The sequence below is a fragment of the Variovorax sp. 54 genome (genome assembly GCF_002754375.1).
GTDB lineage: Bacteria > Pseudomonadota > Gammaproteobacteria > Burkholderiales > Burkholderiaceae_C > Variovorax.
This window is the reverse complement of sequence record NZ_PEFF01000001.1, coordinates 1949825-1975925: the sequence shown is the minus strand read 5'-3', so window position 1 is coordinate 1975925 and position 26101 is coordinate 1949825. Positions and strand designations below refer to the sequence as shown.

The 26101-nt window shown below is 65.8% G+C and carries 26 protein-coding genes and 1 tRNA gene; 10 read left to right on the top strand and 17 right to left on the bottom strand.

The window, feature by feature from the left end; translation table 11 throughout:
* The first annotated feature begins 28 nt into the window (after positions 1-28).
* From argJ to CLU95_RS08990, 4 genes are read left to right on the top strand one after another with little or no spacing between them, the layout of a single operon-like run.
* Entirely contained in the window at positions 29-1258 is a 1230-nt protein-coding gene (argJ, locus tag CLU95_RS09005) for a bifunctional glutamate N-acetyltransferase/amino-acid acetyltransferase ArgJ (protein WP_099792379.1), read from the top strand.
* Positions 1255-2130 (top strand): ATP-binding protein, encoded by an 876-nt coding sequence (locus tag CLU95_RS09000; RefSeq protein WP_099792377.1) that lies wholly within the window; start codon positions 1255-1257, stop codon positions 2128-2130. Before argJ ends, CLU95_RS09000 begins: the two co-directional genes overlap by 4 nt.
* The gene (locus tag CLU95_RS08995; RefSeq protein ID WP_099792375.1) at positions 2127-2576 is read left to right on the top strand and encodes an NUDIX domain-containing protein; all 450 of its coding nucleotides are present in this window, start codon (positions 2127-2129) and stop codon (positions 2574-2576) included. Before CLU95_RS09000 ends, CLU95_RS08995 begins: the two co-directional genes overlap by 4 nt.
* Positions 2577-2613: 37 nt before the next feature.
* Positions 2614-4581: an acyltransferase family protein gene (locus CLU95_RS08990; protein WP_099792372.1), complete on the top strand. Its 1968-nt coding sequence runs from the start codon at positions 2614-2616 to the stop codon at positions 4579-4581.
* Positions 4582-4622: 41 nt separating this feature from the next.
* On the opposite strand, the gene CLU95_RS08985 is transcribed toward CLU95_RS08990, so the two are convergent.
* The 10 genes from CLU95_RS08985 to CLU95_RS08940 form a co-directional block, all read right to left on the bottom strand.
* Positions 4623-4832 (bottom strand): DNA gyrase inhibitor YacG, encoded by a 210-nt coding sequence (locus tag CLU95_RS08985; protein WP_373668548.1) that lies wholly within the window; start codon positions 4830-4832, stop codon positions 4623-4625.
* An 8-nt stretch (positions 4833-4840) separates the two neighbouring features.
* Positions 4841-5596, bottom strand: coding sequence for a cell division protein ZapD (zapD, locus tag CLU95_RS08980; RefSeq protein WP_099792365.1), 756 nt, complete (start codon positions 5594-5596; stop codon positions 4841-4843).
* Between the two features lie 36 nt (positions 5597-5632).
* A complete protein-coding gene (locus CLU95_RS08975; RefSeq protein WP_099792363.1) occupies positions 5633-6661 on the bottom strand; it encodes a hypothetical protein in 1029 nt (342 codons plus the stop codon).
* 6 nt (positions 6662-6667) lie between these two features.
* The gene (locus CLU95_RS08970) at positions 6668-8161 is read right to left on the bottom strand and encodes an MBOAT family O-acyltransferase (protein ID WP_099792361.1); all 1494 of its coding nucleotides are present in this window, start codon (positions 8159-8161) and stop codon (positions 6668-6670) included.
* A 76-nt stretch (positions 8162-8237) separates the two neighbouring features.
* The gene (gene coaE / locus CLU95_RS08965) at positions 8238-8849 is read right to left on the bottom strand and encodes a dephospho-CoA kinase (protein WP_180288569.1); all 612 of its coding nucleotides are present in this window, start codon (positions 8847-8849) and stop codon (positions 8238-8240) included.
* 13 nt (positions 8850-8862) lie between these two features.
* The gene (locus tag CLU95_RS08960) at positions 8863-9828 is read right to left on the bottom strand and encodes a prepilin peptidase (RefSeq protein ID WP_099792359.1); all 966 of its coding nucleotides are present in this window, start codon (positions 9826-9828) and stop codon (positions 8863-8865) included.
* Positions 9828-11057, bottom strand: a complete 1230-nt coding sequence (locus CLU95_RS08955) for a type II secretion system F family protein (protein ID WP_099792357.1) — start codon at positions 11055-11057, stop codon at positions 9828-9830. The genes CLU95_RS08960 and CLU95_RS08955 overlap by 1 nt, the downstream gene beginning before the upstream one ends.
* 24 nt (positions 11058-11081) lie before the next feature.
* The gene (pilB, locus tag CLU95_RS08950; protein WP_099792355.1) at positions 11082-12815 is read right to left on the bottom strand and encodes a type IV-A pilus assembly ATPase PilB; all 1734 of its coding nucleotides are present in this window, start codon (positions 12813-12815) and stop codon (positions 11082-11084) included.
* A 115-nt stretch (positions 12816-12930) separates the two neighbouring features.
* Positions 12931-13007 (bottom strand) — tRNA-Pro (locus tag CLU95_RS08945).
* A 52-nt stretch (positions 13008-13059) separates the two neighbouring features.
* Complete coding sequence (locus CLU95_RS08940) at positions 13060-14052, bottom strand: polyprenyl synthetase family protein (protein ID WP_099792353.1); 993 nt, start codon at positions 14050-14052, stop codon at positions 13060-13062.
* A 182-nt stretch (positions 14053-14234) separates the two neighbouring features.
* Between CLU95_RS08940 and rplU the strand changes: the two genes are divergently transcribed.
* The 4 genes from rplU (at position 14235) to proB (ending at position 17189) form a co-directional block, all read left to right on the top strand.
* Positions 14235-14546 carry a 50S ribosomal protein L21 gene (gene rplU, locus CLU95_RS08935; protein WP_042578903.1) on the top strand — a complete coding sequence of 104 codons (312 nt, stop codon included), beginning with the start codon at positions 14235-14237 and terminating at the stop codon, positions 14544-14546.
* 12 nt (positions 14547-14558) lie between these two features.
* On the top strand, positions 14559-14819 hold the full coding sequence (gene rpmA / locus CLU95_RS08930; RefSeq protein ID WP_013543198.1) for a 50S ribosomal protein L27: 261 nt from the start codon (positions 14559-14561) through the stop codon (positions 14817-14819).
* A 73-nt stretch (positions 14820-14892) separates the two neighbouring features.
* Positions 14893-15969, top strand: a complete 1077-nt coding sequence (gene cgtA, locus CLU95_RS08925; RefSeq protein WP_099792351.1) for an Obg family GTPase CgtA — start codon at positions 14893-14895, stop codon at positions 15967-15969.
* Between the two features lie 80 nt (positions 15970-16049).
* The gene (gene proB / locus CLU95_RS08920) at positions 16050-17189 is read left to right on the top strand and encodes a glutamate 5-kinase (RefSeq protein ID WP_099792349.1); all 1140 of its coding nucleotides are present in this window, start codon (positions 16050-16052) and stop codon (positions 17187-17189) included.
* 34 nt (positions 17190-17223) lie between these two features.
* On the opposite strand, the gene CLU95_RS08915 is transcribed toward proB, so the two are convergent.
* Positions 17224-17817, bottom strand: a complete 594-nt coding sequence (locus CLU95_RS08915) for a CNP1-like family protein (RefSeq protein ID WP_099792347.1) — start codon at positions 17815-17817, stop codon at positions 17224-17226.
* On the bottom strand, positions 17765-18433 hold the full coding sequence (locus CLU95_RS08910; RefSeq protein ID WP_099792345.1) for an RNA pyrophosphohydrolase: 669 nt from the start codon (positions 18431-18433) through the stop codon (positions 17765-17767). Before CLU95_RS08910 ends, CLU95_RS08915 begins: the two co-directional genes overlap by 53 nt.
* A gap of 135 nt (positions 18434-18568) precedes the next feature.
* On the opposite strand from CLU95_RS08910, the gene CLU95_RS08905 reads away from it, so the two are divergent.
* Both CLU95_RS08905 and CLU95_RS08900 read left to right on the top strand, forming a co-directional pair.
* Positions 18569-20314, top strand: a complete 1746-nt coding sequence (locus CLU95_RS08905) for a proline--tRNA ligase (RefSeq protein WP_099792343.1) — start codon at positions 18569-18571, stop codon at positions 20312-20314.
* On the top strand, positions 20311-20985 hold the full coding sequence (locus CLU95_RS08900; protein WP_099792341.1) for a lytic transglycosylase domain-containing protein: 675 nt from the start codon (positions 20311-20313) through the stop codon (positions 20983-20985). Before CLU95_RS08905 ends, CLU95_RS08900 begins: the two co-directional genes overlap by 4 nt.
* A gap of 10 nt (positions 20986-20995) precedes the next feature.
* On the opposite strand, the gene CLU95_RS08895 is transcribed toward CLU95_RS08900, so the two are convergent.
* The 5 genes from CLU95_RS08895 to hemA all read right to left on the bottom strand — a co-directional run bounded on the left by CLU95_RS08895 (position 20996) and on the right by hemA (position 26084).
* Positions 20996-22315, bottom strand: coding sequence for a hemolysin family protein (locus CLU95_RS08895; RefSeq protein WP_099792339.1), 1320 nt, complete (start codon positions 22313-22315; stop codon positions 20996-20998).
* A 92-nt stretch (positions 22316-22407) separates the two neighbouring features.
* Positions 22408-22737, bottom strand: a complete 330-nt coding sequence (gene grxD, locus CLU95_RS08890) for a Grx4 family monothiol glutaredoxin (RefSeq protein WP_056578246.1) — start codon at positions 22735-22737, stop codon at positions 22408-22410.
* 32 nt (positions 22738-22769) lie between these two features.
* Positions 22770-23618: a peptide chain release factor N(5)-glutamine methyltransferase gene (gene prmC, locus CLU95_RS08885; RefSeq protein ID WP_099792337.1), complete on the bottom strand. Its 849-nt coding sequence runs from the start codon at positions 23616-23618 to the stop codon at positions 22770-22772.
* Positions 23618-24706, bottom strand: a complete 1089-nt coding sequence (gene prfA, locus CLU95_RS08880; RefSeq protein ID WP_099792335.1) for a peptide chain release factor 1 — start codon at positions 24704-24706, stop codon at positions 23618-23620. The genes prmC and prfA overlap by 1 nt, the downstream gene beginning before the upstream one ends.
* Before the next feature lie 106 nt (positions 24707-24812).
* On the bottom strand, positions 24813-26084 hold the full coding sequence (gene hemA / locus CLU95_RS08875) for a glutamyl-tRNA reductase (RefSeq protein ID WP_099792333.1): 1272 nt from the start codon (positions 26082-26084) through the stop codon (positions 24813-24815).
* Between the last annotated feature and the right edge of the window lie 17 nt (positions 26085-26101).

Here is a 26101-nt window from a genome sequence, read left to right as displayed (position 1 = left end):
TCCCGCACTTTTCATTGAGAGAAATTCCATGCCCGTGAACCTGTCCGCTCCCGATCCTGCCGCCTTGTTCGCGGTGCCCGGCGTCCGCATCGGCGTGGCCGAAGCCGGCGTGCGCAAGGCCAACCGCAAGGACCTGACCGTCGTGCTGATCGACGAAGGCTCGGCGGTCGGCGGCGTGTTCACGCAGAACCGTTTCTGCGCGGCACCCGTGCAGGTCTGCCGCGACCACCTGGCGGCCAACTACGGCATCCGCGCGATGGTGATCAACACCGGCAACGCCAACGCCGGCACCGGCGAAGACGGCCTGATGCGCACGCGCTCGACCTGCATCGCGCTGGCGCGCCACCTGGAACTCGCACCCGAGCAGATCCTGCCGTTCTCGACCGGCGTGATCATGGAGCCGCTGCCCGTGGACCGCATCGAAGCCGGCCTGCCGGCCGCGCTGGCCGACGCGTCGGAAAATAACTGGGGCCGTGCCGCCGAAGGCATCATGACCACCGACACGATCCCGAAGGCGTTCAGCCGTCAGGTGAAGATCGGTGGCGCCACGGTCACCATCACCGGCATCAGCAAGGGCGCCGGCATGATCCGTCCGAACATGGCGACCATGCTCGGCTTCATGGCGACCGACGCGAAGATCGACCCGTCGCTGATCCAGCCGCTGGCCAAGCAGCTGGCCGATGCCTCGTTCAACCGCGTGACCATCGACGGCGACACCTCGACCAACGACTCGTTCGTCGTCATCGCCACGCAGAAGGCCGCGCACGCCCCCATCACCTCGCTCGACTCGGCCGACGGCCAGGTGCTCGTGGCCGCGATGCGGGACGTGGCCCGCCTGCTGGCGCAAGCCATCGTGCGCGACGGCGAAGGCGCGACCAAGTTCATCACCATCCAGGTCGACGGTGGCAAGGACACGGCCGAGTGCCGTCAGGTGGCCTACGCCGTGGCGCATTCGCCGCTGGTCAAGACCGCGTTCTTCGCCAGCGACCCGAACCTGGGCCGCATCCTGGCGGCGGTCGGCTACGCCGGCATTGCCGATCTCGACCAGACCGGCATCGACCTGTTCCTGGACGACGTGCATGTGGCCGTGAAGGGCGGGCGCAACCCGTCGTACCGCGAGGAAGACGGCCAGCGCGTGATGAAGCAGAGCGAAATCACCGTGCGCATCGGCCTGGGCCGCGGCACCGCCAGCGAAACCGTGTGGACCTGCGACTTCAGCCACGAATACGTGACCATCAACGCCGACTACCGGTCATGAACGAGCAATTCCAGAAGCTCATCGAGCGCGCCGAGCAGCTCATCGGCCGCATCGAATCGATCCTGCCGCAGCCGCTGTCGGCACCGCCCGACTGGAACGCCTCCATCGCCTGGCGCTACCGCCGCCGCAACTCCGGCCATGGTGTGCTGGAGCCGGTGAAGCACGTGGCCACGATGGCGCTCGATTCGCTGAAGGAAATCGACGTCCAGAAGGAAAAGATCGAGCGCAACACGCGCCAGTTCGTCGAAGGCAAGCCGGCCAACAACGTGCTGCTGACCGGCGCACGCGGCACGGGCAAGTCGTCGCTGATCCGCGCCTGTCTGCAGGCCTATGCGCCGCAGGGCTTGCGCCTGATCGAAGTCGACAAGGCCGAGCTGGTCGACCTGCCCGACATCGTCGAGGTGGTCTCGCAGCGCCCCGAGAAGTTCATCGTCTTCAGCGACGACCTGAGCTTCGACGAGGGCGAGCCGGGCTACAAGGCGCTCAAGTCGATCCTGGACGGGTCGATTGCCGCCTCGACGCCCAACGTGCTGATCTACGCGACCAGCAACCGGCGCCACCTGCTGCCCGAGTACATGAAGGACAACCTCACGTACAAGCACACGGACGATGGCGAGGTGCATCCGGGCGAAGTGATCGAAGAGAAGATTTCGCTGTCGGAGCGCTTCGGCCTCTGGGTGAGCTTCTATCCCTTCAGCCAGAACGAATACCTGACGATCGTGGGCCAGTGGCTCTCGTCGTTCGGCGTCGACGACGCGGCCATTGCTGCGGCACGGCCCGAGGCGCTCGTGTGGGCGCTGGAGCGCGGCTCGCGCAGCGGCCGCGTGGCCTACCAGTTCGCGCGCGACTACGCAGGGCGGGCCGGCGCGTGAGCGAGACGCCACGCAAGCACACCGAAGTGGCCGTCGGCGTGCTGATCCGCCTGGCCGACGACGCGCTGCTGCTCACCACGCGGCCCGAAGGCAAGGCCTACGCGGGCTACTGGGAATTTCCGGGCGGCAAGATCGAGGCCGGCGAAACGGTCGAAGAGGCCCTGCGCCGCGAGCTGCAGGAAGAGTTGGGCGTCACCATCGGCGGCGCCGAGGTCTGGAAGGTCACCGAGCACGACTACCCGCATGCGCTGGTGCGCCTGCACTGGTGCAAGGTGACGGACTGGACCGGCGAATTCGAAATGCGAGAGAGCCAGGCGATGGCCTGGCAGCAGCTGCCGCTGGAGGTGGCGCCGGTGCTGCCGGGCGCGCTGCCGGTGCTGCAGTGGCTGGTCGAGGAGCGCGGGCTGCCCGCGTCGGCCGCCGAGGCGGTGTCGACCCTCGCCTGACGTTGCACGGCGAGACCGTGCGCGAGAAGTAAGAGACATGCTGCATCCCAAGTACCGTGCCGACATTGACGGCCTGCGCGCCGTGGCCGTGGCCTCGGTCGTCCTCTATCACGCGTTTCCGAAGCTGCTGCCTGGCGGCTTCATCGGCGTCGACATCTTCTTCGTGATCTCGGGCTTCCTGATCACGACGATCATCATGCAGAGCCACGCGGCCGGCGATTTCAGCTACCGCGATTTCTATGCACGCCGCATCCGCCGCATCTTCCCGGCGCTGATGCTGGTGCTGGCGGCGGTGCTCGCCTTCGGCTGGTTCGTGCTCCTGAACAAGGAGTTCGTCGAGCTGGGCAAGCAGGCGCTGGGTGGCGTGGGCTTCGTGGCCAACTTCGTTTTCTGGAGCGAGGCTGGCTACTTCGACACGGCCGCCGAGACCAAGCCGCTGCTGCACCTGTGGTCATTGGGCATCGAGGAGCAGTTCTACATTTTCTGGCCGCTGCTGCTCGGGCTGGCCTGGCGTCGGCGCTGGCCGATCGTGCGGGTGTTGTGGGTGCTGGCGGTGGTGTCGTTCCTCATCAACGTGACGACGATCCACCCGTTCCGCACGGCGGCCTTCTATTCGCCGGCCTCGCGCTTCTGGGAGCTGATGGTGGGTGGCATCCTGGCCTGCATGCGGCTGAAGCCTTCGGTGCCGAACATCTGGCGCAGCCATGTGCAGTCGGTGCTGGGCGTGGGCCTGATCGTGCTGGGCCTCGTGATGACCCGCAGCGACAAGGCCTTCCCGGGCTGGTGGGCGCTGCTGCCGACCCTGGGTGCGGTGAGCTGCATTGCGGCCGGCCCGACGGGCGTGCTGAACAAGTACTTTCTTTCCAACCGTGTGATGGTATGGATCGGCCTGATCAGCTATCCGCTGTACCTGTGGCACTGGCCGTTGCTGGTGTTCGAACGGATCATCAAGGGCACCGAGCTCTCGGTGCCCACGCGCGTGACGATGGTGGTCGCGAGCGTGCTGCTGGCCTGGCTGACCTATCGTTTCATCGAGCGGTTCACGCGGGCCCGCGTCGGCGTGGGCATGCTGCGCACGCTCGTGGGAACCGGTGCGTTCGTGGCCGTGGCCGGCCTGGCCGTGCTGAACGGCCTGCCGGCGCGCCACAACAGCGAGCTGCTGCAGAAGGTGACCGATGCGACGGTGGACGGCGATTACTACGCTGGCTTTTCTTCGGAAAACTTCGGACCCTACGCGGTGAACCGCATCGGCAACGGCGCCCGCAAGGTGCTGCTGATCGGCGACAGCCACGTCATCGAATACGGCCCCCGTGCCGCAGAGCTGGCGCGCATCGCACCCGAGCGCATGGCGACCACCTACTTCTTCACCTACGGCGCGTGCCCGGCCATTCCGAACGTCTTTGCCGAACAGAACCCTGGCTGCGGCCCGGCCCGCGACCAGTGGATGGCGATGGCGCGCGACCCGCAGATCGACACCGTGGTGATCGGAAGCTGCTGGAACTGCTACTTCACGGGCGAGTTCCCGCTGGACTACGTGCTGCGCGCGAACGGCGCGTCGCTCTCCTTGACCCGCGGCGACCGCGCCGGCATCGAGCCCTCGCTGGTGGCGCTGCAGGCGTGGGTGACCGAATTGGTCAAGCAGAAGAAGAAGGTCTACCTGCTGCTCGACAACGCGCTGGGCGACGACTTCGAGCCCCGTCGCATGATCGAGGGCAGCCGCCTGCGCACGCTCTCGGTGGTGGGGAATTCGCCGACCGCGCCTGTGCCCGCCGACCAGGTGAAGCTCAACCAGCGGCTCCTGCAGATTGCGGCCGCGAGCGGCGCGGAGGCGATCGACGTGCTGGGCGCCCTGTGCAAGGACGGCCAGTGTCCGCGGACGATGCCCGATGGGGCGCCCGCCTACAAGGACCACGGCCACCTGCGGCCTGCGTTCACACGGCAGTTCGCGACCTACCTGGACAAGGTGTTCCTGGAAGAGGGCGTGCAGCCCGCGACGGCCAACTGACGACGAATCCGCAGCCTTGGGCTGCGGCGTCGCTGGGCAATCTACTGCGTCAGTTTGGGATCGCCGAAAGGTTCTTCGTCGGGCGGTGCTTCCGCCGGCATCCTGAACTCCTCGCTGGCCCAGGCACCGAAGTCGATGCCCTTGCAGCGTGCGCTGCAGAACGGCCGGAACGGGTTGCGCTCGGCGTAGATGCTGTCGCCGCCGCAACTTGGGCAGCGGACGATGCGCTCGTCTTCTTTCTTCTTGCTCACACCGGGCCTCATGCGCAAAGCGTCAGTTCGAAGGGGGTGTCTTGTGTGCTCGCGTGCAGGCGGTCGTCGGCTTCGTGCCGCATGAGCCGCACGGAGACCATGAGGCGGTTGCCGCTGATTTCCGGGACAAGGCCCAGCTTGGGATCGATGCGCAACCGCAGCAGCTGGAAGCTGCGCCCCTGCGGCAGGTTCTGCTGGAACTGCCCGTGGCTGGCGATCACCTTGTAGGGCACGTCGGCGTCGCGCAGCAGCTTGAGCAGCAGGTAGATCGACGAGGCCAGCGGCGACAGCGTGTTCGACCAGCGTTCCAGGTCGGCGCGGCGGCTGGGCGGCGCGCGGTGCTGCCAAGCGTAGTAGGCGGGCAGGTCGAATTCGCAGGTGCCGCCCGGAATGCCGGCGCGGCTGCGGATGCTCATGAGCCACTCGTTCTCGGTGAGCGCTTGGCCCGCCTTGCCAGCGACGCCGTTGAGCGCGCTGAAGTTGCGTTCGAGCTGGTCGACGACTTGGTTCAGCACCGTCTCGGCGATGGCCGGATTGCCCCGGTAGCTGTTGAAGACGTTCTTGTGCTTGTCGAGGTCGCGCAGCACGTCGGCCTTGAGGTCGGCGCGCGCCGCCACATCCATGATCTCGAAAATCGTGACCAGGGCGTAGTGGTGCGAAAGCGGCGATTCCGAGGGCACCAGTTCCCCGAGGCGACGGAACAGATGCTCCAGCCTCAGGTACGTGCGGATGCGCTCGTTGAAGGGGTACTCGTAGAGGATCACGCGTATTTGTCGGTTTCCTGTCGCGGAATCATAACTTCAGGGCGATTTCGAAGGGGGTGTCGGCATCACTTCGCGCACGGCGGCCAGCATGCGCTCGCCGAGTGCGAGCTGTCCGTGCATGGACATGTGTGTGTCGTTCGAGAAGTAGAAGTCGCGGATCTGCGTGTGCTTTTCGCGGGTGAAGGCATAGAGGTCGGGGCCGAGCTTCGCGTCGCGCAAGCCGTTTTCGAAGTCTTTCGAGAAGTCGGGCTTGATGTAGACCGTGGTCTTGTTGGGCACCACCATCCACAGGAGGGGGATGGTGCTGTGCGCACCGGTGAAGTTCTTCATTCGCGCCAGCGTCTCAGGGGTCAACGGGCCATTGTCTTCGTCTTCCTGGAAGAAGGGCATCCGGTCGCACTGGCGATGCGAGAAGAATTTGCAACCATCGGGGACTTTCCTTACCCAGGTGTCACGGTCGAAATAGGTGTCTACCGGCGAGTTCTTGGCCTTCCACGTGTGGTAGTAGGTCACGACGCCGGTCATGTACTGCACTTCCCAGTTGGGCGCGAAGCCCGGCACGGTCTCGTCGGGCTCGATCAGGGGCTCGGGCTTGGCGCTGTAGGGGAAGATGGTCTTGCCGTCCTTGCAGCGCTCGCTGTAGCGCATGCGCATGTCCAGCAGGCGCTCCACGCTTTCGATGATGACCAGCTTGCCCTTGAAGCCGGAGTCATGGACCCACTGGCTGAAGTCGCCGCACAGCGATTCGCCGTACTGGCCCCAGTAGGAGGTCGAGACGCGGTAGCCGGCCTTGGCGAGCACGGACTGCCAGCGGTGCGTCATGGAGAAGCTGTCGCCCACCACCATCACGTCCGCCTGTTCGATGGGCGTGCCTGCCAGGTAGACGGGGTCGACCTTGGGCGGCGGGTCGCGCCAGCCGAATTCGCGTTCGGACAGGCGCCCGATGCGCGTGAGGTCGCCGTAGGGCACCGGGCTGGTGAGCGAAACGATCCACAGGGCCATCAGGACGAAGTAGCCGATGAGGAAGAAGCGCAGCCAGACTTTCGCGGGCGTCGTCGTCGTCATGTCGAATCAGAATTGGAAATAGAGGAAGGGGCTGTAGCCGCCCAGCTTCGAAACGCACCATGCGAACAGTGCGAAGGTACCGATGGCGAGCACCACGGTCGACAGGCGGGCCATCACCGGGCGGCCGGCCATCGACTTCGGATGGGGGATCCAGCGCTCCAGCGTGATGGTCGGCGGCAGCGTCAGGCAGATGACGATCGCCACCAGCATGAGCTGGAAGAACTCCGGCTTGCGGAACGGCACCTTGCCGAACTCGCTGAACGCCGAGGCCGGCGCGCCATGCATGCCGAGCATGCCCTTGTAGATGGACATGGCGGTGGTCATGCCGTCGGCGCGGAAGACGACCCAGGCCGCCACCACGCACAGGAAGGTCAGCAGCCAGCCCAGCACGCGTGCGATGCGGCCCGGGGTGGCGTTGCGACGGATCTTGGCGTTCCAGAGGTGGTTGATCATCAGGAACACGCCGTGCATCGCGCCCCAGACCACGAAGGTCCAGGCCGCGCCGTGCCACAGGCCGCCCAGCAGCATCGTGAGGAACAGGTTCAGGTAGCGCCGCGCCGGACCCTTGCGGTTGCCGCCCAGCGGCACGTAGAGGTAGTCGCGCAGGAAGGTCGACAGCGAGATGTGCCAGCGGCGCCAGAACTCGATGATGTTGGTCGACTTATAGGGCGAGCGGAAGTTGAGCGGCAGCTGCACGCCCAGGCACATCGAGAGGCCCACGGCCATGTCCGAATAGCCCGAGAAGTCGAAATAGATCTGCAGCGTGTAGGCCAGCGCGCCGAACCATGCGGTGTACAGCGTGGGCTCGATGCCTTTGTGAACGCCGTTGAACATCAGGTCGGCGTACTGCCCCATGGGGTCGGCGATCAGGAGTTTCTTGGCGAGGCCGAAGACGAAGATCGTGATGCCGATGGCGACCTTGTTCGGGTCCACGCGGTAGGTCGCGGGGTTCGCGAACTGCGGCATCATCTGCGCGTGATGCAACACCGGGCCCGCGATCAGGTGCGGGAAGTAGGTGACGAACAGCATGTAGTGGATGAAGCTGCGCTCGTGCACCTTGCCTTGCCAGCAGTCGACCAGGAAGGCGATCTGCGTGAAGGTGTAGAACGAGATGCCGATCGGCAGCACGATGTGCACCAGATCGATCGGCGTGAGACCCGCCGCGACCAGCCCGGCGTCGACGTTTTCCAGGAAGAAATTGGCGTACTTGAAGACGGCGAGCACGCCCAGGTTGATCACCAGCGCGGTGATCAGCAGCGTCTTGCGCTTGCGGTCGTTGCGGCCCGGTGCGGGTGTCAGCTGCAGGCCGAACCAGTAGTTGACGCAGATGGAGCCCAGCAGCAGCGGCAGGGCCTGCATGCTCCACCAGCCGTAGAAGAACAGCGAGGCCAGTCCGAGGAAGCCGGCGGCGGCACGGGTGTTGCGCTTGCCGATCAGGAAGAACCCGATCAGGACCAGCGGGAAATAGACAAAAATGAAGGGATACGAGTTGAAAAGCATCTCGGGGAGGGCACTGCAGTGGCGAGCGCCTTTTTGTCGTAATCGTTACAGAGCCGCCGGGGCGGCTGGTCTCCGATTATCGCGTGGTGGCCGCAGCCCACAGCTTCCAGAGACCCCGCACCTCGGTGCCCAGTTCCGCGAGCTTGAGTGACTCGTTGTAAATCACGGCGTCAGCGGCAGCCCGGCGTGCCTTGCGCGGGGCCTGCTGGGCGATCACGGCGCGCACGGCCTCAGGCGTCCAGCCCGAGCGGGCCATCACACGCTGCAGTTGCGTTTCTTCCCGGGCATCGACCACGAGCACGCGGTCCACGAGGGCGCGCCAGCGACCGGATTCGACCAGCAGAGGCACGTCGAACACGACGATGGCATCGTCGCCCGCTGCGGCAGCCTGGCGCTGCGTCTCGGCGCCTATCAGCGGGTGCAGGATGGCTTCGAGGCGGGTCTTGGCGCCCGCGTCGGTGAACACGAGCTGGCGCATGGCGGCCCGGTCGAGAGCGCCGTCGGGTGCGATGACTGAGGGGCCGAACGCGGCTTCGAGGGCGGGCATCGCGATGCCTCCGGCTTGCGCGATGCTGCGTGCGATGGCGTCGGTGTCGACCAGCACCGCCCCTTCGGCCACCAGCAGCGCTGCGACCGTGCTCTTGCCGCTGCCGATGCCCCCGGTCAGGCCGATGCGCTTCACCGCCATGCCGCTGTCGTCGTCAAAGGGCCAGGGCCCCGAAAGGGAAAGCGAAAGGAATCCACTGCTTCACGACGGCAGGACCGACCACGAGGCAGATCAGGCCGGCACCGGCCAGGAAGGGGCCGAAGGCGATGGGAATGTCCTTGTGGGCCAGCTTGCCGGCAAAGCGCAGCGTGAGGCCGATCACGGCGCCCACCACCGAGGAGACGAGGATGATCGCGATGAGGTAATCGGCGCCGAGCCAGGCACCCAATGCGGCGAGCAGTTTGAAGTCCCCATGTCCCATGCCTTCCTTGCCTGTGGCCAGGCGATAGCCATGGTACACAAGCCACAGGCTCAGGTAGCCGAACACGGCGCCCCAGACCGCGGCGCTCAAGTTGACGCCCGTCCAGCCCATGGCGGCGCCGATCAGGCCGAGCCAAAGCAGTGGGTAGTTCAATGCATCGGGCAGGAACTGGGTGTCGAAGTCGATGAGGAACTGGCAGATCAGCACGGCGCCGAAAGCTGCCCAGAGCGCGCCGGTGGGGGTGATGCCGAAGCGATGTGCGCACAGAGCGAACAGCGCGCCCGTGATGAGCTCCACAAGAGGGTAGCGGGGACTGATCGAGGTCTTGCAGCTGGCGCATCGGCCACGCAGCAGCAGGTAGCTGAGCACGGGGATGTTCTGGTACCAGCGAATCTTGTGACCGCAGGCACCGCAGCGCGAAGCAGGGCGTGACAGGTCGAAAGGTGGCAGTTTCTCGAGGGCTTCGGCCGCCTTGTCCGCGGCCGCTTCGAGACCTGCGGGCGGCACGGCCTTCGGGCCGAAGACCAGCGACCAAAGCGATGGCATGTCCTTCGACGACATGAGGTTGGCAACCGCATCGCTCAGCCACTCCCGGTACATCATGACCGGGGTGCGGTAGATCACCACATTCAGGAAACTGCCGACCAATAGCCCCAGCACACCCGCCAGCGCGGTGTCGAACCCTTGCGACACCAGCATCAGACGACCTGGCCGAGCTTGAAGATAGGCAGGTACATCGACACCACGATGCCACCGATGATGACGCCGAGGAACACGATGATGATGGGTTCCATCAGGCTGGAAAGACCGGCGACCATGTCGTCGACTTCCGATTCATAGAAGTCGGCGGCCTTGCCGAGCATGTGGTCGATTGACCCCGACTCCTCGCCGATGGCGGTCATCTGGATCACCATCGACGGGAACAGGTTGACGTTGGTCATGGCGGTCGTCAGGCTGGTGCCGGTCGAGACTTCCTGCTGGATCTTGGCGGTGGCATCGCCGTACACCGAGTTGCCCGAGGCACCGCCCACGGAGTCGAGGGCCTCGACCAGCGGCACGCCGGCTGCGAACATGGTGGCGAGCGTACGGGTCCAGCGCGCCACGCAGGATTTCTCGATCAGCGTGCCGAAGATGGGGAGGCGCAGCAGCAGGCGGTCCATGACCTTCTGGACGCGCTCGTTGCGTTTCCAGGCTTGCAGGAAGAAGTAGATGCCGCCACCGATCACGCCGAAGATCAGCCACCAATAGGAAACAAAAAACTCGCTGATCGCCATCACGATCAGCGTCGGCGCGGGCAGGTCAGCGCCGAAGGAGGAGAACACCTGCTTGAACGCTGGGATCACGAAGATCATGATGATCGCCACCACCACGAAGGCCACGACGACCACCGAGGTCGGGTACATCAATGCCGACTTGATCTTCGACTTGATCGCCTCGGTCTTCTCCATGTAGGTGGCCAGGCGGTCGAGCAGATCTTCCAGAATACCGGCCGCCTCGCCGGCTTCCACCAGGTTGCAGTAGAGGTTGTCGAAGTACTTCGGAAACTTGCGAAAGGCGGCCGACAGCGAGGTGCCGGTTTCGACGTCGCTGCGGATGTCGTTCAGCAGCTTGGCGACACTTGCGTTCGCGTTGCCGCGGCCGACGATGTCGAAGGACTGCAGCAGCGGCACGCCGGCTTTCATCATGGTCGCGAGCTGGCGCGTGAAGATGGCGATGTCCTTGGGCTTGATCGCCTTGCCCGAGCGCATGCGGCGCTTCTTGATCTTGGACGCCAGCACGCCCTGGCGGCGCAGTGCCGCCTGCACCTGGTTCTCGCCGGCGGCGCGAAGCTCGCCGCGCACCAGCTTGCCGTTGCGGTCCTTGCCTTCCCATTCGAAGACGAATTCCTTGTGTGTGACCTGCGAGCGGGAGGGTGCCACTGTTGCCATTCGATCTCCGGTTCAGTGTGTTCGTTATAGGTTGGTGCAGGCCACGACTTCTTCGAGCGAAGTGAGGCCCTGCATGACTTTGCGAAGGCCGGATTGGCGCAGCGAGCGCACGCCTTCGGCTTCGGATTGGTTCGCGATGTCCAGTGCGCTGCCGTCGCGCAGGATGATTTCCTGGATGGCTTCCGTGATCGGCATCACCTGGTAGATGCCGACCCGGCCCTTGTAGCCGCCGCTGCAGGCGGCGCAGCCGACCGGGCGGTATGGCTTCCAGGTGCCGTTGATGTCTGCCTCGTTGAAACCGGCCTCGAGCAGGGCTTCGCGCGGAATATCGATTGGCGCGCGGCACAGCATGCACAGTCGGCGCGCAAGGCGTTGGGCGGTGATCAGGATCACGCTCGATGCGATGTTGAACGGCGCGATGCCCATGTTGCGCATGCGCGTGAGCGTGGTCGGGGCGTCGTTGGTGTGCAGCGTCGACAGCACCAGGTGGCCGGTCTGCGCGGCCTTGATCGAGATGTCGGCGGTTTCGAGGTCGCGGATTTCACCGACCATGATGATGTCGGGATCCTGCCGCAGGAAGGCGCGCAGCGCGGCAGCGAAGGTCAGGCCGGCCTTCTCGTTGACGTTCACCTGGTTGACGCCGGGCAGGTTGATTTCCGACGGGTCTTCCGCCGTCGCGATGTTCACGCCCGGCTGGTTGAGCAGGTTCAGGCAGGTATAGAGCGACACGGTCTTGCCCGAGCCCGTGGGACCGGTCACCAGCACCATGCCGTAGGGGCGGCCGATGGCGTGGAGGAGCCGCTCCTTTTCGTCGGCGTCGTAGCCCAGGGCATCGATGCCCATGCGCGCGCTGCTCGGGTCCAGGATACGCACGACGATCTTCTCGCCGAACAGCGTGGGCAGCGTGCTCACGCGGAAGTCGATCACGCGGTCGGGACCGATCTTGAGCTTCATGCGGCCGTCTTGCGGCACGCGCTTTTCCGAGATATCGAGCCGCGAAATGACCTTGATGCGCGAGGCCAGCTTGTCCTTGATGACTGTGGGCGGGGAGGCGATTTCGCGCAGCTCGCCGTCGACCCGAAAGCGCACCCGGTAGTGGTGCTCGTAGGGCTCGAAGTGAATGTCCGAAGCCCGCATGCTGACCGCGTCGAGCAGCATCTTGTGCAGGAAACGCACCACGGGTGCGTCTTCGACTTCGGCGATGGCTTGCTCGTTGGCATCGCCCGAGGTGTCGGCCGTGACATCGTCGAATTCGAACTCGGCCCCGACGATGCTGTTGATGGATTCAGCCGCGCTGACTGCGGCCGCCTCGATCATGCGCGAGAGCTTGTCGTACTCCGCGATGACCCAGTCCACGCCCATCTGCGACGCGAACTTGATCTTTTCTGCGGCCTGCTGGTCCGAGGGGTCGGCCGTGGCGACGATCAGGCGGTTGTTGCGTTTGCTGAGAACGACGATGCGGTACGCATGGCAGAGCTTCGGATCGAGCAGGTCCTTGGGCAGGCGCTGGTGATCGATGGCATCGAGGTCGAGCAGTGGGGCGCCGAAAGCGCTCGACAGGGTGTGGGCGAGGTCTGCAGCAGAGACGGCGCCGGTGCCGGTCAGCTCGGCGATGAAGCTGGTGCGGCCGCTCAGCGACTTCTGATAGATCTCTTCGGCTGATTTCGCTGCAAGCTTGCCGGCGGACACCAAGGCGCGCGCCAAGCCGGGAAGGGCGATCTGCGTAGTTTCTTTAACGGGAATTTCGGCAGCGGCCATTCAGCGAATGCAAAAGATGTGAAAAAGTGCTTCACGATCATCGCTGAACACGCCTGTGCTGTAAATCGTTACACAGCAACAGGAGCTGACATTAACTGGACCAGTCGAGAAAAACTGGTCGGGGTGAGAGGATTCGAACCTCCGGCCTCTACGTCCCGAACGTAGCGCTCTACCAGGCTAAGCTACACCCCGATTGGTTGCAAGAAAAAGAACTCGTCCTAGATGCCAACTCTGTGGAGGTGTTTCAGGCACGTCGCTCAAGCAACTGAGCCGCTAATTGTAGCAAACCTGAAGCGTGCAAATTCGACGGAAGGTCGCGCAATGCATGAATCGCACGCTCGGCCTCTGCGGCTGCGGCTGCGCGCGAGGCTTCCAGGGCACCGGTTTCGCGAACGATCTCGACGATTTTCCCCAGCTGCGCGGTGTCGCCGGCCTCGATGGCAGCGCGCACCAGGGCGCTCTGCTCGGGGGTACCGCGTTGCATGGCGAAGATCAGCGGCAAGGTGGTCTTGCCTTCGCGCAGATCGTCGCCGACGTTCTTCCCGGTTTCCTGGGCGTCGCCCGCGTAGTCGAGCACATCGTCGATCACCTGGAAGGCGGTGCCCAGCGCTTGTCCGTAAGTGGCGCAGGCTTCTTCAATTTCGGGCGTGGTGCCGGCCAGCACGGCCGCCAACCGGGTGCTCGCCTCGAAGAGCTTGGCGGTCTTGGAGCGGATCACGCGCAGGTACGCCGCTTCGTCCAGCGAGGCGTTGTGCATGTTCATCAGCTGCAGCACTTCGCCTTCCGCGATCACGTTGGTCGCTTCGGCGAGGATCTGCATGATGCGCATGTTGTTTGCATCCAACATCATCTGGAAGGCGCGCGAGTACAGGAAGTCGCCCACCAGCACGCTGGCGGGGTTGCCGAAAGATTCGTTGGCGGTGGCGCGACCACGCCGCAAGGTCGATTCGTCGACCACGTCGTCATGCAAAAGGGTGGCGGTATGGATGAACTCCACCACGGCCGCCAGATTGAAGCGTTGGTCGCCGGTGTAGCCGAGTGCGCCTGCCATGAGCAGCAGCAGTGCCGGCCGCAGCCGCTTGCCGCCCGCCGAGATGATGTATTGCGAAACCTGGCTGACCAGCGGGACGCCGGTATTGAGGCGTTGGGCGATCACACGGTCGACTTCGACCATGTCGCCGGCTATCAGGTCCAGCACGGTGGCGGTGGGGGAGGTGTCGGCGGCGGGAACTGGCAAGGCGAAGGCGCGGGGCGCTGCGAAGATGAGGGCGGCCCTGGAGGCCGGAACGCCGGAATTATAGGGAGCCGTGCACGAATCCCGGGTGTGTCTCAGCGTCGGGGTGGTGAGCGATCGCAAACCGCGCTATAATCTTGGGCTCTGCGGAATTCGCTGCGGGGACTCATTTCTAAGAGGTTTACATGTACGCGGTCATAAAAACCGGCGGCAAGCAATATCGCGTTGCTTCCGGCGAAAAAATTAAAGTAGAACAGATTGCTGCGGACGTAGGCCAGGAAATCGTGATCGACCAGGTTCTGGCTGTCGGAAACGGCGCTGAAATCAAGGTTGGCACGCCCCTGGTGTCCGGCGCAACGGTGACAGTCACGGTACTGTCGCACGGCAAGCACGACAAGGTCGGCATCTTCAAGATGCGCCGTCGCAAGCACTATCAAAAACGTCAAGGCCATCGCCAGCAGTTCACCGAACTGCAAATCGGCGCGATCGCCGGCTAAGGAGCACATTCCATGGCACAGAAAAAAGGCGGCGGCTCAACGCGAAACGGGCGCGATTCCAAGCCCAAGATGCTCGGCGTGAAGGCCTTCGGCGGCGAACTGATCAGCGCAGGCTCGATCATCGTGCGCCAGCGCGGCACCCAGTTCCACCCCGGCGTCAATGTCGGCGTGGGCAAGGACCACACGCTCTTCGCCCTGGTCGACGGCCACGTGTCGTTCGGTCACAAGGGTGCGCTGAACAAGCACATGGTCAACGTGACGCCCGCGGCCTAAGCCCCGCCAGTCACTTCGATCTTTCCGAGGCCCCGCATTGCCGGGGCTTCTTCATTTGTAAACTGGACATCCCATGAAGTTCGTCGACGAAGCCTTCATCGACATCGCCGCGGGCGATGGCGGCAACGGCTGCGTGTCGTTCCGTCATGAGAAGTACAAAGAGTTCGGCGGCCCCAACGGCGGCGACGGCGGCCGTGGCGGCCACGTGTTCGCGGTGGCCGACTCGAATCTCAACACCCTGGTCGATTTCCGCTACTCGCGCCGGCACGAAGCCAGGCGCGGCGAGCACGGCATGGGCTCCGACATGTTCGGCGCCGCGGGCGACGACATCGTGCTCAGGATGCCGGTCGGCACGATCATCACCGACGCCGAAACCGGCGAGGTTCTGTACGAGATGCTGACGGAAGGTGAGGTCGTCACGATCGCCAAGGGCGGTGACGGCGGTTTCGGCAACATGCGCTTCAAGAGCGCGATCAACCGTGCGCCGCGCCAGAAGACGCCCGGCTGGCCCGGTGAGAAGAAGAGCCTCAAGCTCGAGCTCAAGGTGCTGGCCGATGTGGGGCTGCTGGGCATGCCCAACGCGGGCAAGTCGACCCTGATCAGCGCCATCTCGAATGCCCGTCCCCGTATCGCGGACTACCCCTTCACCACACTGCACCCCAACCTGGGTGTGGTGCGCGTCGGTCCGGAGCAAAGCTTCGTGGTCGCCGACCTGCCCGGCCTGATCGAAGGTGCGTCCGAAGGCGCCGGCCTCGGTCACCTGTTCCTGCGGCACTTGCAGCGCACGCGCCTGCTGCTGCACGTGGTCGACATGGCGCCGTTCGACGATGCTGTTGACCCGGTCGCTCAGGCCAAGGCCATCGTGGGCGAGCTGAAGAAGTACGATGCCGCGCTCTACGACAAGCCGCGCTGGCTGGTGCTGAACAAGCTCGACATGGTGCCTGGCGACGAGCGCGCGGCACTGGTCAAGGACTTCGTCAAGCGCCTGCGCTTCAAGGGCCCGGTCTTCGAGATCTCGGCGCTCACGCGTGAGGGTTGCGAGCACCTGATCAAGGCTGTGTACCAGCAGGTCAAGGCGCAGCAGGTGGCCGAGCACGAAACCGTCGTGGTCGATCCGCGCTTCGTTCCGCTGCCGCCCGAAGGAAACTGAGGGCGTTGCGGCGCCTTCGGTGCTGCAAAATGGATAGCAAGCAGCGCAGGCTGCATCCCTGAAACACGCCTTCTTCCTTCATGACCTCGAATTCCGGTTCCACTGCCTTGCGGGATGCCCGCCGTATCGTCGTCAAGGTGGGCTCCAGCCTCGTGACCAACGAGGGGCGCGGCCTCGATGAAGCCGCCATCGGCGAGTGGTGCCGGCAGCTGGCGCAGCTGGTGCGCGACGGGCGCGAGGTGGTCATGGTGTCGAGCGGCGCCATCGCCGAAGGCATGAAGCGCCTGGGCTGGAAGACCCGGCCGCACGAGATCCACGAACTGCAGGCCGCAGCGGCCGTCGGGCAGATGGGCCTGGCCCAGATGTACGAGACCAAGCTGCGTGAGAACCAGATCGGCAGCGCGCAAGTGCTTCTCACGCACGCCGACTTGGCTGACCGCGAACGCTACCTGAACGCGCGCTCGACCTTGGTCACGCTGCTGCGCTTGGGCGTGGTGCCGGTGATCAACGAAAACGACACCGTGGTCAACGACGAGATCAAGTTCGGCGACAACGACACGCTCGGCGCGCTGGTTGCCAACCTGGTCGAGGCCGATGCGCTGATCATCCTGACCGACCAGAAGGGCCTGTACACGGCCGACCCACGCAAGGACCCCGACGCCAGGTTTGTGCACGAAGCTGCCGCAGGCGACCCGGCGCTCGAAGCCATGGCCGGCGGTGCCGGCTCGAGCATCGGGCGGGGCGGCATGATCACCAAGATCCTCGCGGCCAAGCGCGCGGCGGGCTCCGGCGCCTCGACCGTCATTGCCTGGGGCCGCGAGGCCGACGCGCTGCTGCGGCTCACGCGCGGCGAATCCATCGGCACGCTGCTGGTGGCGCAGACCGCCAAGCACCAGGCGCGCAAGCGCTGGATGGCCGATCACCTGCAACTGCGCGGTGCCGTCATCGTCGATGCCGGCGCGGCCGCGAAGGTGCGCGGCGAAGGCAAGAGCCTGCTGCCGATCGGCATGACGGGTGTGTCGGGTGAGTTTTCGCGCGGCGACGTGATCGCGGTACGCGACGTCGACGGCGTCGAGCTGGCCCGCGGTCTGGCCAACTATTCGAGCATGGAGGCCCGGCTGCTGTGCCGCAAGCCGTCAGCCGAATTCGAACGGCTGCTGGGCTACGCGGCCGAGCCGGAGATGGTGCACCGCGACAACATGGTGCTGATGCCGGGTTGATCGCCAAGGCGGGGCGCCATGCCCCGCCGTCGGTTCACGGCAGTTCGCGCAGCGGATTGCGGATGTTCTGAACCATTTCGTTGACCGAGCTGCGCGGCGCGTTGCCGCGGCACAGGCCTTGGGATGCCAGCGCCGGCACGTAGCTGGAGTTCATGTCCTTCACGCGCTTCCACTCGGGCGACTTGGTTTCCTGCCAGGCGCCGTTGTTGTAGCGGGCATAGCTCTTCATCTCTGCCGTCGAGCAGCGCACACCTTCGTAGAACGCATTGACGGCGCCTCCGGCCCGGTTCTGTGCCACCACCACGTAACGCACGATGCCATCCTTCGTGATGGCGATCGTGTTCGGGTCGACGCCGAACTTCAGCGTCATGTAGGGCGGCATCGTGATCGGCAGCAGACGGCTTTCGCTGAAGGCGGGCGGCGGCGGCACCGCGGTTTCTTCCCACTCCTTGTCCTGCTCCGTGCTCTTGGGCGCGGGTGGCATGCCGGCCTGGGCCCAGTCGGGGTTGTCGGTGTCGTAGCCGCGAGAGGCGCAGGCAGCCAGCAGGCTGACGCAGGCGATGACGAGCGCACGCTCAGCGTGGCGTCGGGAAAGAAGAAGGCGCGCTGTTCTTGGGAGGAGGTTCATCGCTCGCAGAAGGAAGGTCGGGATGCGGATCGAAGCTGCCGCCGGGCGGCAGGTCGAGGCCCGCAGGTGCTCCATGGTCCAGCGTGTGGCGCTCGAATTCTCGGGCGCGCACGTTGCTGCGCAGGAAGCGGTTGCGGAAATCCTGCCGGGGCAGGTAGCGAGCAAGCTCGGTAAGCGCCATCTCGTAGACGCCGCGCTTGAACTCGACGACCACGTCGAGCGGGACCCAGTAGTCATGCCAGCGCCAAGCGTCGAATTCGGGATGGTCGGTGGCACGCAGGTTGAGATCCCAGTCGTGGCCGACAAGTTGCAGCAGATACCAGATCTGCTTCTGGCCTTTGTAGTGGCCCCGTGCGTCACGGCGGATGAACCGATCCGGCACCTCGTAGCGCAACCAGTCGCGGGTACGGGCCACGATGCGCACATGCTCCGGATGGAGCCCGACTTCCTCGTGCAGTTCCCGGAACATGGCTTGCTCGGGACTTTCGCCACGGTCGATGCCGCCTTGCGGAAACTGCCAGGAATGCGTGCGTATGCGCTTGCCCCAGAAAACCTGGTTTCTCTGGTTGAGCAGGATGATGCCGACGTTGGGCCTGAAGCCGTCCCGGTCGAGCATAATCAAACCCCAATTTTTGAACTGAGTCGATTATGCATGCCGGGTTGCCCTCGGCAAGCGACCGGTTCCGGGCTCTCAGGGTCTATCCGGGGTGCCTGTCTCCCTCCTCACTTCGAACCCACCTGCGCGATCCCGATGAAAGCTTCCCGATTTTTTGTTTCCACCCTGAAGGAAGCGCCCGCTGACGCCGAGGTCGCGAGCCATCGGCTCATGATGCGCGCCGGCATGATCAAGAAGCTCGGCACGGGCATCTACACGTACATGCCCATGGGCCTGCGCGTGATCCGCAAGGTCGAGGCCATCGTGCGCGAGGAAATGAACCGCGCCGGCGCCGTCGAGCTCGCGATGCCGGTGGTGCAGCCGGCCGAGTTCTGGCAGGAGACCGGTCGCTTCGACAAGATGGGCCCCGAGCTGCTGCGCATCAAGGACCGCCACGACCGCGACTTCGTGATCCAGCCGACCAGCGAAGAGGTGGTGACCGACATCGCGCGCCAGGAAATCCGCAGCTACAAGCAGCTGCCGAAGAATTTCTACCAGATCCAGACCAAGTTCCGTGACGAGCGCCGTCCGCGCTTCGGCCTGATGCGCGGGCGCGAGTTCATCATGAAGGACGCCTACAGCTTCGACCGCGACCTCGACGCGGCCAAGGCCAGCTACCAAATCATGGCGCAGGCCTACCGCAACATCTTCGACCGCTTCGGCCTGCGCTACCGCGCCGTCGCGGCCGACAGCGGCGCCATCGGCGGCGACCTGAGCGAAGAGTTCCAGGTGATCGCCGCCACCGGCGAAGACGCCATCGTCTACTGCCCCGACAGCACCTACGCGGCCAACATGGAAAAGGCCGAGGCGCTTGCCCCGGCCGGCCCGCGTCCCGCCGCCGCCAACGCGCTCGAGAAGACGCCCACGCCCGGCAAGAGCACCTGCGCCGACGTGGCCGAGTTGCTCGGCGTGCCGCTGGCGACCACGGTCAAATCGCTGGTGCTGGCCACCGACGTCCTCGACGCGACCGGCAACATCAAGGGCGTACAGGTCTGGCTGCTGCTGCTGCGCGGCGACCACGACATGAACGAGATCAAGGTCAGCAAGCTGCCGGGCCTCGACAAGGGCTTCCGCTTTGCCACCACCGCCGAGATCGACGAGCACTTCGGCTGCAAGCCGGGCTACCTCGGCCCGCTGAACCTCAAGAAGCCCGTCAAGCTCGTGGCCGACCGCGAGGCCGCCGTGCTGGCCGACTGGATCACCGGCGCCAACGAGGTCGATTTCCACATGACCGGCGTCAACTGGGGCCGCGACCTGCCCGAGCCCGACCTGGTGGCCGACCTGCGCAACGTGGTCGCCGGCGACGCCTCGCCCGACGGCAAGGGCGTGCTGGCCATCGAGCGCGGCATCGAAGTGGGCCACGTCTTCGTGCTCGGCACCAAGTACAGCAAGGACATGAACGCCACCTACCTCGACGAAGGCGGCAAGCCGCAGTTCCTCGAGATGGGTTGCTACGGCATCGGCATCACGCGCCTGCCGGCCGCTGCCATCGAACAGAACCACGACGAGCGCGGCATCATCTGGCCCGACGCGCTGGCGCCGTTCACCGTGGTGGTCTGCCCGATCGGCATGGACCGCAGTCCCGAGGTCAAGGTCGCGGCCGAAGCGCTCTACGAAGCGCTGCTGGCCAAGGGCGTCGACGTGCTGCTCGACGACCGCGGCGAGCGCCCCGGCGCGATGTTTGCCGACTGGGAACTGATCGGCGTGCCGCACCGCGTGGTCATCTCCGACCGCGGCCTCAAGGAAGGCCAGCTCGAGTACCAGGGCCGGCGCGACGCCGCGGCCACCAAGGTGCCTGCGGCCGGCATCGCCGACTTCATCGCCGGCAAGCTCGCGGCATGAGCGTGGCAGGGGGCCTTTCGCGACGCAGCTGCCTGTTAGGTGTGGGCAGCGTTGCGGCAGGCGCCCTGACGGCTCTGTCGCTGCCGCAAACGGCCTGGGCCGGTGCGCAGATCGAAGAGCCGCTGATCGACTCGGTGCGCACCGCGCTGAGTTCGGCTGTCCACAACAAGGCGCCGCCGGTGCCGCAGTTTGCCGACACCGAGGCTCGCCTTGCGTACCTGCGGTGGCTCGGCGAGATGAGCGAGCGCCTGCGCAAGAAAGTGGCCGACGCGTCCACGCGCATCGAGTTCCTGCAAACCGTCTGGTACGAGGCCAAGCGCTCGGGGCTCGACGTGAGCCTGGTGCTGGGTCTGGTCCAGGTCGAGAGCAACTTCCGCAAGTTTGCGGTGTCGAGCGCCGGTGCGCGCGGTTACATGCAGGTGATGCCGTTCTGGACCCGCGTGATCGGCGACAGCGACTCCGCCAAGCTGTTCCACATGCAGACCAACCTGCGCTTCGGCTGCGTGATCCTGCGCCACTACCTCGACCGCGAGAAGGGCGATCTGTTCATGACGCTGGGCCGCTACAACGGCAGCCGCGGCCGGGCGCCGTACCCGAACGCCGTGTTCGCGAACCAGCGACTCTGGGCGTACGTCGACAAGGACCGCGAGCGCGACCGCTCGGCGGCCTGAGCGCAATCGCTCAGTCGGCGACCACGGCCTTGGCAGTGGTCGAGCCCCTGGTGACCATCACCTGGTCGATGCGGTAGCTGTCGACGTCCATCACCTCGAAGGTGTAGCCGCCCCAGGTCACGCTGTCCGTGCGCTTGGGCACGCGGCGCAGCATCACCATGAGGAAGCCCGCGAGCGTTTCGTACTCCTCGGCGTGCGGCAACTCGTCGATGTGCAGTGCGCGCTGCACGTCCTGGATGGGCGTGATGCCGTCGATCAGCCACGAGTTCTCGTCGCGCTTCACGATTTGCTCTTCTTCGGGCGTCGAGGTCGACACCAGGTCGCCCATCACCGTGCTCATCACGTCGTTGAGTGTGATCACGCCGACCACCAGGCTGTACTCGTTGACGATGATCGCGAAGTCTTCGCGCGCCTGCTGGAACTGCTCGAGCACCTCGGTGAGCGAGAGCCGGTCGGGAATCACCAGCGCCTTGTGCAGCGTCAGGCCCTGGTCGAAGGCCAGTGGCTGGCCGCTCAGCACGCGCTGGAACATGTCCTTGGCGTCGACATAACCGAGCACATGGTCGATGTCGCCGTCGCACACCGGGTAGGCCGAGAACGGCTCGGCGACGATGCGTGCGCGCAGCACCGACTCGGGGTCGTCGTGCAAAAACCAGGCGATGCTGTCGCGTGCGGTCATCACGCTGCTGACGAGCCGCGTTTCCAGCTCGAACACATTGGCAATCACCTGCTGCTCGCGCACCGCCAGCACGCCGGCCCGCGCGCCGGCCTCGGTCATGGCAAGGATGTCGGCCGAGGTGATCTTGTCGTCGCGCGCCATAGGCATGCCGAGCAGCTTGAAGAGCAGGTCGGTGCACCGCGTGAAGAACCACACCAGCGGCTTGAAGGTGGTGATCAGCAACTGCATGGGTCCGACCAGGCGCACCGCCAGCTGCTCGGGGTTGCTCATGCCGAGCCGCTTGGGGAACAGGTCGGCGAACACCAGGAACACCGCGATCACGATCACGAACGAGCAGAGAAAGGCGATGTTGGCCGCGACCTCCACGCTCAGCCAGTTTTCGAAGAAGCGCGCGAAGTACGGGCTCAGCGAGCCTTCGCCGACCACGCCGCCGAGGATCGCCACGGCGTTCAGGCCGATCTGCACCACGGTGAAGTAGTGGCCCGGCTGCTCCTGCACGCGCAGCACCTTTTCCGCGCGCGGGTCGCCCTCGTCGGCCATCTGGCGCAAACGCAGGCGGCGCGAGGCGGCCAGGCAGATTTCGGCGAGGGAGAAGAAGGCGCTCATCGCGATCAGCAGCGCGATGATGAGCAGGCTTTGGGTGAGAGTCATGGCGGCACGTTGTAGACCGCCATGGTGCCATGACTGGCACCGGGTTCGGGCGCGCGCGGGGCGCGGCGCCCGTCAAACAGGGAGCGCAGGGCTCAGGCGGACGCGCCGCCGCCGATCACCTGCTGCAGCTCGCCCGACTCGTACATCTCCATCATGATGTCCGAGCCGCCCACGAATTCGCCCTTCACGTAGAGCTGGGGGATGGTGGGCCAGTTGCTGTATTCCTTGATGCCCTGGCGGATGCCGTCGTCTTCGAGCACGTTGACGGTCTTCAGCGCCTTGGTGTCGACACCCACGGCCTTGAGGATCTGGATGGCGCGGCCCGAGAAACCGCACATCGGGAAGCTGGCGTTGCCCTTCATGAAGAGCACGAGTTCGTTGGATTTGACGAGGTCGTCGATGCGTTGTTGAGCGTCGGACATGGGGACTCCTGAAGAAAAGTGGGCTGGGGGGATTATTTCACCGTGCGCCAAACGCCGCCGGAGCAGCGCGCGATGCCGGCAAGATCGTCGCGGCTTTGCACTTCGGCGAAGCCGCGTTCGGCCAGCAGCTGGCGCACCGCCGCGGCCTGGTCGTGGCCGTGCTCCAGCAGCAGCCAGCCGCCGTCGGCCAGGTGGGTGGGCGCGTCGCGCATGATCTGGCGGATGTCGTCGAGGCCGTCGGCGCCCGCGACCAGCGCGCGGGTCGGCTCATGACGCAGCGCGGGCAGGTGCGGGTCGCCGGCGGCGATGTACGGCGGGTTGCTGGCGATGACCGCGTAGCCATCGGCGGCGCCGTCGAGCCAGCTCGATTCGGTGAAACGCACCGGCAGGCCCAGGCGCTGCGCGTTGGCCCGGGCCACCGCGAGCGCGTCGGCGCTGGCATCGACCGCGTCGACCTGCGCATCCGGGCGCGCATGCTGCAGCGCCAGCGCGATCGCGCCGCTGCCCGTGCCGAGGTCGAGCACGCGCGGGGACGGGCGGGCATCGAGGCAGGCGAGGGCCCACTCGACCAGCGTTTCGGTGTCGGGGCGCGGCACCAGCACGCGGGCGTCGACCTGCAGCTGCAGGCCGTGGAATTCTTTCTCGCCCAGCAGGTAGGCGACCGGCTCGCCCGCCGTGCGGCGCGACAGCTGGCGCGCGAACGCGGGCCAGGCCTCGCCGGGAAACGGGTCGGTGTCGTGCGCGAGCAGCCAGGCGCGGTCGTTCACGGGGCGGCCCAGCGCGTGCAGCAGCAGCAACTGGGCGTCGAGGCGGTCGACGCCCAGCGCGACGGCCGCGGCCAGCGCCTGCGCCACGGTGGACGGTGCGGTGGTGTCGGTCATCACGCGGGCAGGCTCGATTCCAGCTCGGCCAGCTGCTCGGCCTCGCGCGCGGCGCGCAGTGCTTCGAGCACATCGCCCAGGTCGCCTTCCATGATGGCGAGCAGCTTGTAGAGCGTCAGGTTGATGCGGTGGTCGGTGAGCCGGCCCTGCGGGAAGTTGTAGGTGCGGATGCGGTCCGAGCGGTCGCCGCTGCCGATCAGGCCCTTGCGCATCGCCGCGTCCTTGGCCGCACGTTCGCTGCGGTCCTTCTCCTGGATGCGTGCCGACAGCACCTGCAGCGCCTTGGCCTTGTTGCGGTGCTGGCTGCGGTCGTCCTGGCACTCGGCCACGATGCCGGTCGGGATGTGCGTGATGCGCACGGCCGAGTCGGTCTTGTTGATGTGCTGGCCGCCGGCGCCGCTCGCGCGGTAGGTGTCGATGCGCAGGTCGGCCGGGTTGATCTGCACCGCCACGGTCTCGTCGGGCTCGGCCAGCACGGCGACGGTGCAGGCGCTGGTGTGGATGCGGCCCTGCGTCTCGGTGGCTGGCACGCGTTGCACGCGGTGGCCGCCCGATTCGAAGCGCAGCTTGCCGAACACCTCGTCGCCGACGATGCGGATCACCACTTCCTTGTAGCCGCCGAGCTCGCTCGCGCTTTCGCTCACGATCTCGCAGCGCAGGCCGGCGCGCTCGCAGTAGCGCGTGTACATGCGCAGCAGATCGCCTGCGAAGAGGGCCGATTCGTCGCCGCCCGTGCCGGCACGGATTTCCATGAAGGCGTTGCGCGCGTCGTCCGGGTCCTTGGGCAGCAGCAGGCGCTGCAGCTCGTCTTCGAGCTGCACCAGCTCGGCCTCGGCACCGGCGATTTCTTCCGTGGCCATCTCGGCCATGTCGGGGTCGTCGAGCATTTCTTTCGCACCCGCGATGTCGGCTTCGCGCTGCTTGAAGCGCTCGTAGCGGCCGGCGATCTGCGTGACCTCGGCGTGCTCGCGCGAGATGGTGCGGTACTGCGCCATGTCGCTCATGATGTCTTCGCGCGAGAGCAGGAAGTCGAGCTCGCCCAGGCGTTGGACATAACGTTCGAGTTGGTGGCGCAGAAAGGATTTCACGACGGAAGGGGCCCGAAAAATGGGAGGGAGGAACGCCGCAGTGCAGCGGCAGGGCGCATGAATGAAGACCGCGGCCCGCGCGGCGGGCCATTTGCGAGCGTCGTCGCTAACGCTCTTTGCGCAGGAACAGGCGCGAGAGCGTCTGCGCCGTCTGTTCGCGCGAGGCGGCATCGCCCGCATGCAGCTCGGCCATCGCGCCGTGCATCATCTTCTGCGTGAGCCCGCGCGACATGGCTTCGAGCACGGCCTCGACCGATTCGCCCTTGGCGAGCAGCTTGCGCGCGCGGGCCATTTCGGTGGCGCGCCATTCGTCGGCCTGCGCGTTCAGCTGCTGGATCAGCGGCACGGTGCCGCGCTGGCCCAGCCAGTGCATGAAGCTCTGCACGCCGGCGTCGATGATGACTTCGGCCTGCGCCACGGCGGCCTGGCGGTTGGCCTGGCCCTGTTGCACGACCTGGGCGAGGTCGTCCACGGTGTACAGGTAGATGTCTTCGAGCGCCTTCACTTCGGGCTCGATGTCGCGCGGCACGGCCAGGTCGACCATGAACATCGGGCGGTGCTTGCGGGTCTTGAGCGCGCGCTCCACGGCGCCCAGGCCGATGATCGGCAGCGTGCTCGCGGTGCAGCTGATGACGATGTCGAACTCGGCCAGCCGTGCCGGCAGGTCGGCCAGCCGCATGGCTTCGCCGCCGAAGCGCGAGGCGAGCTTTTCGCCGCGCTCCAGCGTGCGGTTGGCGATGGCGATGGCCTTGGGCTCCTTGGCCGCGAAGTGCGTGGCCGCGAGGTCGATCATTTCGCCCGCGCCGACGAACAGCACGCGCGTGGTGCGCAGGTCTTCGAACAGCTGGCCGGCCAGGCGCACGGCGGCGGCGGCCATGCTGATCGAGTGGGCACCGATTTCGGTGGCGGTGCGCACTTCTTTGGCGACCGCGAACGAGCGCTGGAACAGCTGGTTGAGCGTGCTGCCGAGCGCGCCGGCGGTTTCGGCCGCGCGCACGGCGTCTTTCATCTGGCCGAGGATCTGGGCTTCGCCGAGCACCATGGAGTCGAGCCCGCTGGCCACGCGGAAGGCATGGCGTGCGGCTTCGTCGTCGTGCAGGGTGTAGGCATGCGAGCGCAGCAGGGCGGGGGCCACGCCGCCGCTCTGGGCCAGCCAGCCGAAGGTGTGGTCGAGCGCGATGTGCTCGGAGGCGCAATAGATCTCGGTGCGGTTGCAGGTCGAGATGATCGCGGCCTCGACCTGCGGGTGGCTGCTGCTGCCGAAAGAACTGCGCAGGCTGTGCAGCGTCGGGGCGATCTGGTCGAGCGCGAACGCGAAACGACCGCGCAGATCGAGCGGCGCGGTCGTGTGGTTCAAGCCGAGAGCCCAGACTGACATTCCATGATTATAAAATC